The sequence below is a fragment of the Nitratifractor sp. genome, assembly GCF_015487065.1.
Classification (GTDB): domain Bacteria; phylum Campylobacterota; class Campylobacteria; order Campylobacterales; family Sulfurovaceae; genus Nitratifractor.
Window position 1 is genome coordinate 1 of the sequence record NZ_WFQN01000173.1, and the last position, 6,040, is coordinate 6,040.

A 6,040-nucleotide genomic window follows, 5' to 3' on the forward strand; every position below is an offset into this window, starting at 1 on the left:
CTGCTGGCGGCCCGTCCCGAGCTCTGCCTGGTCAGCGGCGACGACGCCATCGACTACCCTCTCCTGGCCAACGGGGCCAAAGGGATCATCTCCGTCACCGCCAACCTCCTGCCCGATCTCAAATCGAAGCTGGTCCATACCGCCCTCTCGGGAGACCTGGCCGCTTCCAAGGCGATCAACGATTCGCTCTATCCCATCAACAAGGCGATGTTCGTCGAGTCCAACCCCATTCCCGTCAAAGCCGCCATGTATATCGCCGGCCTCATCCCCAGCCTGGAGTACCGCCTGCCCCTCGTTCCTCCCGGTGCCGAGAGTATGAAAAAGATCGAAGCGGCCCTTGCCAACTACACCATTCCGGGAGTCAAATAAGATGTACGAAAACATGAAAGGTAAAACCCTGGTCATTACCGGGGCCACCAAGGGCATCGGCAAAGCCACCGCCGAAAAGTTCGCCCGCAACGGCGTCAACGTCGCTTTCACCTACAACTCCAACAAAGAGACCGCCGAGACCTTCGCCCGGGAGCTGGAAGAGAGCTACGGCGTCAAAGCCCGCTGCTATCCGCTGGATATCCTCGATACCGATCAGTTCAAACCGCTTTTTGAAGCGATTGACAAAGATTTCGACCGGGTCGATTTCTTCGTCTCCAACGCCATGATCTACGGCCGCCCCGTCGTCGGCGGTTACGGCAAGTTTATGAAACTCCGTCCCAAAAAGGGCCTGGCCAATATCTATATGGCCACCGTGGGAGCCTTCGTCGCCGGCAGCCAGGAGGCGGCCAAACGGATGCAAAAGGTGGGAGGCGGTGCCATCGTGACCCTGAGCTCCACCGGCAACCTGATCTACATCGAAAACTACGCCGGACACGGCACCAACAAAGCCGCCGTCGAAGCCATGGCCCGCTACGCCGCCGTGGAGCTGGGGGAGTGGAACATCCGAGTCAACGCCGTCAGCGGCGGCCCCATCGAGACCGACGCCCTGCGGGCCTTCACCAACTACGAAGAGGTCAAAGCCGAAACCGTCAAACGCTCGGCGCTCAACCGCATGGGCACCCCCGAAGACCTGGCCGGCGCCATCCTCTTCCTCTGCAGTGACGACGCCGGCTGGATCACCGGCCAGACCCTGGTCGTCGACGGAGGAACGACGTTCCGCTGATCTTCGCTCAGCGGAATGGAGGATTGAGAATGGGATTGTTTGTATATTGGTATATTGGTATATTGGTATATTGGTTAGAAAGCCACTTTATAAGCATTATCCTACAATTTATTTTTCAATCCAAAATCCAAAATCCAAAATCCAAAATCCACGTTATACATCTGCACAAGGGTGCAGATGTATAACGTGCCCAATCTCCTCGCCTTCATCCGCCTCTTGATGGCGCCGCTGATGTATATGCTGCTGGTCGATAGAGACTGGAGCATTTTCGCCGGGATCCACTACAGCTGGCTCGACTATGCGGCGGCTTTTCTCTTCGTTCTGGCCAGCGCCACCGACTTTTTTGACGGCTATATCGCCCGGACCTTCGACCAGGTGACGATCCTGGGGAAGATCCTCGATCCTCTGGCGGACAAGATGCTCACCCTGGCGGGCTTTCTGGGGCTCATGCTTCTGGGGCGGGCCGATCCCTGGGCGATCTACCTGATCCTGACCCGGGAGCTCTTCATTACGGGTCTGCGGGTCTCCGCCGTCAGCCAGGGGATCGACATCTCCGCCAGCTGGATGGGCAAGGTCAAGACCGTCAGCCAGATGTTCGCCATCGGCTTCCTGCTCATGGAGTGGCCCGGCGGCACCCTGCTGCTCTGGATCGCCGTCGCCCTGACCCTCTACAGCGGCTATGAATACGTCCGGGACTTTTTCCGCAAAACAGCGATCTGAAACATTGGTTTTTTTGTCCATCACTTTCTAAGCCGCTCCGTTCTACACTATCATCACCATAAGGAGTGTGTATGAATACAGAGAAGGTTATCTCCGGATTTTTCTTTATCCTCGCCATGACCATCAACTTCGGTTTTGTCTACGGCGACCCCTCCAACCTGGAGTACCACAGCGGCTACGAACTCTTCGCCGCCATCGTCATCAACCTGATCGCCACGATCCTCAAGCTCGGAGACAAGACCCAGCTCGGTTCGGTCCTCCTGGCCACCAGCCTCGTCGCCGATATCCAGCTCATCGCTTCGGCAACCGTCTGGGCCTTCGCCGTCTATGTCATGGGCGGGATGAATCTCGAGAGCACCGTCGCCGTCGTCTCTCTGGCCGCCGGGGCCTTCATCGCCAACATCGTCTCGGTGACCCTCTTCATTGGCGACACCCTCAAGTCCAAGCGATAGGAGACTCCCCGCGGGGACCCCATGGAAACCAACAACACCATCTGGATCATCATCCGCCGGATGCGGATCCCCTTCCTGGTCATCATCGTCACCTTCTCCATCTCGATCCTGGGGCTGACACTCATCCCCGGGATGGACGATCAGGGGCATCCCTACAGGATGTCCTTTTTCGATGCCTTCTATTTCGTCAGCTACATGGCCTCCACCATCGGCTTCGGCGAAGCCCCCTACACCTTTACCTATCCCCAGAGGATGTGGGTCTCCGCCTGTATCTACCTCACCGTCATCGGCTGGTTCTACGGCATCGGGGCCATCGTGGCCCTGGTCCAGGACAAGCGCCTCGCCCGGGAGATCGACATCGCCCGCTTCCGCAAAAAGATCCAGGAGCTCCGGGAGCCCTTTACCATCATCCTGGGCTATAACAACATCACCCACCTGATCATCGACTGGCTCAACCGGGAGGGAATCCGGGTCGTCGTCGTGGACCGGGACCCCGAAAAGATCGAAGCCCTGGATCTGGAGAACTTCATCCCCGAGGTCCCCTCCCTCGCCGCCGATGTCACCACCCCCGAGACGCTCAAGATGGCCGGCATCCATCAAAAAAGCTGCCAGGCCGTGGTCTCCCTCTTCGAAGACGATATCAAAAACACCAAGATCGCCCTGCTCTGCAAACTCCTCAACAAACGGATCAAACTGGTCATCAAATCGACCACCCAGACCCAGAGCGAACACCTCCACAACCTGGGAGTCCGCTATATCGAAGATCCCTTCCAGTTCGTCTCCAACCGGATGTATCTGGCCCTGACCTCCCCCAGCCTCTGGCTCCTGGAGATGTGGACCTTCGGTCATATCCTCAGAGTAAGGGATCGGGAGCATCTTCCGAAAGGCAAATATATCATCTGCGGCTACGGACGCATGGGACACGCTCTGGAACGGGCCCTGAAGAAAGCCGGAATCCCCTACAGTTATGTCGATATCAAGTCCACTGACTACAAAGAGGAGAAACAGAGCGCCGTTTTCGGCGACGGAGAGGACTACAACACCCTGATCGAAGCGGGGATCAAAGAGGCCGAAGCCATCATCGCCGCCACCAAAGACGACCTGATCAACCTCACGATCCTGGCCACCGCCAAAAAGCTCAACCCCGAAATCTATACCATCGGACGGGAGAACACCCTGGATGACCTGAGTATCTTCCGGGCCGCCAGGATCAACCGGGTCTATATTCTCGAACACATCCTTGCAGAGTTCACCTACCTCTTCATCGCCCGGCCTCTGGCCTACCGATTTGTCCGGCTTCTGCATACCAAGGACGAAGCGTGGGGGGCGAAAGTGGTGGAACAGATGCACGCGACCCTGGGGGAGAACCCGATGCACTTCGAGATCACCATTGACGAGGATCACGCCTATGCCCTGGCAAAAGAGTTGAAGAAAGGACGGCAGATTCCCCTGGGAGCCCTGCGGCGCTCCCGGGCCAATCGGAAGGAGAGACTGCCCCTGCTCATTCTGCTCTGCAAATGGGATGAAGAGCATATCGAGCTCATGCCGGGAGACGACCTGCCGTTGGAGGCAGGAATGCGGCTTCTCATCGCCGCCACCGAAGAGAGCAAAAGCGACTTCGAATATATCGTCAACAACTACTACGAGCTGGCCTATGTCCTGGGAGAAGATCTCTAAAAGCCAAGCTTCTCTTCAAGGCGGTCGAGAAAGGGAAGCTGGCTTTTGACCAGGATTTTCCGCGCTGCCTCCGGGGAGACCCAGGTGGCGCGATCCGCTTCGGGAAACTCCTGTTCCCTACCGCTGTGGGGCGGCCATTCGATGCTGAAAGTGTTGGAACGGATCGTTTCGGAAAGCTGCGGTGCCTCGACGGCGAAGATCCGCAAACGCTTCGAGCCGCTGCGTCCCTCTCCCAGATCAATCAAGGGCCCGTCAATCCTCTGACCCGTCTCTTCGACGAACTCTCTGCGGGCTGCCGCTTCGACACTCTCCCCCTCTTCGACGATCCCTTTGGGGATACTCCAGGAGCGCTCCTTGTTCTTCCAATAGGGGCCGCCCATATGGATCAGGAAGAGTTCGATCCCGTTCTTTTTCCGACGATAGGGCAGAATTCCCGCACTGACGGTCATCTTTTCTCCTTTGGCTACCTGGGTCGCCCTCGAATATCTAAAACTCTGCTATAGTATTAAATACCTATGAAAAACACCCGTCATTCCGGACTTGATCCGGAATCCAGGTCCTGGAAAACCCATTATACCCTGGATCCTGAATCAAGTTCAGGATGACGCAAGGATACCCGGCGGTTTTTCAAAGGGGTCAAAAGCCTATAAAAAAGACGAGAAAGGAGCGCAGTATGGAACTATCGATTCATCTGGAAGGGACGACAAAAAAAGTGGGGCTCTACAATCTGGATCAGCTGGAACTCGAAGGGATCGAAAGCGATGCCTATGACCTGACGGATCGGGAAGATCTGCTGCGGTATATGGAGGACGTGGATGCGCTGGTCGAAAGCGGAGAACTGGATCTGCTGGAAGCGGCAGAGGTGGTCACCGGGATCGATCCCGAATCGCTGGATGTCCTGACCGTCACGGTCGACGGCGCCGAAGAACAGGCGCTCGACCGTGACGCGCTGACGCTGAAGAACATCCCCATTACCGACCCTCTGGCCATTATCCAGCGGGCGGAACCCGGAGAGATCTTCTATCTGCGCAGCGAAGAGGGACTGGGAGTCTGGGATCTGGGGGCCGAGAGTGACGAAGAGACCTTCCATGCCGAGGAGACGGAGCTGGGCTATTACGACTGCAGCATGGATCTGGATACCTATGCGATCCTCACCGAAAGTTTTTTCGACACCCTCTGCGATACCCTGGTTCCCACCCGGAGCCGGTACGGAAAGATTCCGCTGGAGGTGGAGAGCTTCGATTTCAAACCCGCTTTCATCCGCGGCGCCCTCTATCGGGTGATCCTCGATCCGCAGACCGGAGACAAAACTCTTGAACGCCTCCCCTGCCCCGACAGAATCTTCCTCGACGAGAGCGAAGAGGAGATCTGAAGCTCCCGGAGAAAGCCCTCTGTCCCGAGTGTAAGGAAAAAAGGATAAAATACGCTCCGAAATTATATCGGGGTGTGGCGCAGCCTGGTAGCGCGCCTCGTTCGGGACGAGGAGGTCGCAGGTTCAAATCCTGTCACCCCGACCATTCACCACATTTCAAAGACGATCTTTCCTGCATATGCATCACCAAACCAGAGTCAAAAACCTCTTTTTTCTCCTTTCTATAACACTCCTGAACCATCCATCCCTCTATGCGCACTCCTCCACCCCGACGGCAAAACCAAACCGCAGCGATACAGAACATCCCCTATGCCGCGGGGATGAGCAGACCCTTTGGCGCTGTGTCAGCGGCACAAAAGTGTATGCGCTTTGTGCCTCCCCACAATTCAACAAGCTACAAGGCTACCTCCAATTTCGCATCGGAAAGCATGGAACGGTCCTCCTCAGATATCCAAAAGGGAGAGTAGAACCCAAAGAGAGATTCCGCTATAGCATCGACGCTGCAGGAAACGCCTCGATCACTTTTCGCAACGGTCCGATCAGGTATGATCTCATCGATTCGCTTCGTGGCCGCTCACTGATCCGTCTCTACAAAGAACCGGGGAATAAAATGCTCACACAAATCCGTTGTGAGAACCCCAATCAGACTCTCCAGCTCAATACAAC

General features: G+C 56.5%; 7 protein-coding genes and 1 tRNA gene. 7 read left to right on the plus strand and 1 reads right to left on the minus strand.

Annotation, left to right across the window (positions count from 1 at the left end):
* From F8I07_RS09880 to F8I07_RS09900, 5 genes are all read left to right on the plus strand, one after another.
* On the plus strand, window positions 1-369 hold a 369-nt coding region (locus F8I07_RS09880), incomplete at its 5' end, for a dihydrodipicolinate synthase family protein (RefSeq protein ID WP_292659099.1).
* Window position 370: 1 nt separating this feature from the next.
* Window positions 371-1,153, plus strand: a complete 783-nt coding sequence (locus tag F8I07_RS09885) for an enoyl-ACP reductase (RefSeq protein ID WP_292659101.1) — start codon at window positions 371-373, stop codon at window positions 1,151-1,153.
* A gap of 177 nt (window positions 1,154-1,330) precedes the next feature.
* Window positions 1,331-1,873, plus strand: coding sequence for a CDP-diacylglycerol--glycerol-3-phosphate 3-phosphatidyltransferase (gene pgsA, locus F8I07_RS09890; protein ID WP_292659103.1), 543 nt, complete (start codon window positions 1,331-1,333; stop codon window positions 1,871-1,873).
* Window positions 1,874-1,944: 71 nt separating this feature from the next.
* A complete protein-coding gene (locus F8I07_RS09895; protein WP_292659105.1) occupies window positions 1,945-2,325 on the plus strand; it encodes a DUF6394 family protein in 381 nt (126 codons plus the stop codon).
* A gap of 21 nt (window positions 2,326-2,346) precedes the next feature.
* Entirely contained in the window at window positions 2,347-4,002 is a 1,656-nt protein-coding gene (locus F8I07_RS09900; protein ID WP_292659108.1) for a TrkA family potassium uptake protein, read from the plus strand.
* Here the strand turns inward: F8I07_RS09900 and F8I07_RS09905 are convergent.
* Entirely contained in the window at window positions 3,999-4,451 is a 453-nt protein-coding gene (locus tag F8I07_RS09905; protein WP_292659110.1) for an NUDIX domain-containing protein, read from the minus strand. The two genes, F8I07_RS09900 and F8I07_RS09905, sit on opposite strands and share 4 nt — an antisense overlap.
* A gap of 224 nt (window positions 4,452-4,675) precedes the next feature.
* On the opposite strand from F8I07_RS09905, the gene F8I07_RS09910 reads away from it, so the two are divergent.
* Both F8I07_RS09910 and F8I07_RS09915 read left to right on the plus strand, forming a co-directional pair.
* Window positions 4,676-5,374 carry a hypothetical protein gene (locus F8I07_RS09910; protein WP_292659112.1) on the plus strand — a complete coding sequence of 233 codons (699 nt, stop codon included), beginning with the start codon at window positions 4,676-4,678 and terminating at the stop codon, window positions 5,372-5,374.
* Window positions 5,375-5,442: 68 nt separating this feature from the next.
* Window positions 5,443-5,519, plus strand: a tRNA-Pro gene (locus F8I07_RS09915).
* Window positions 5,520-6,040: the final 521 nt, after the last annotated feature.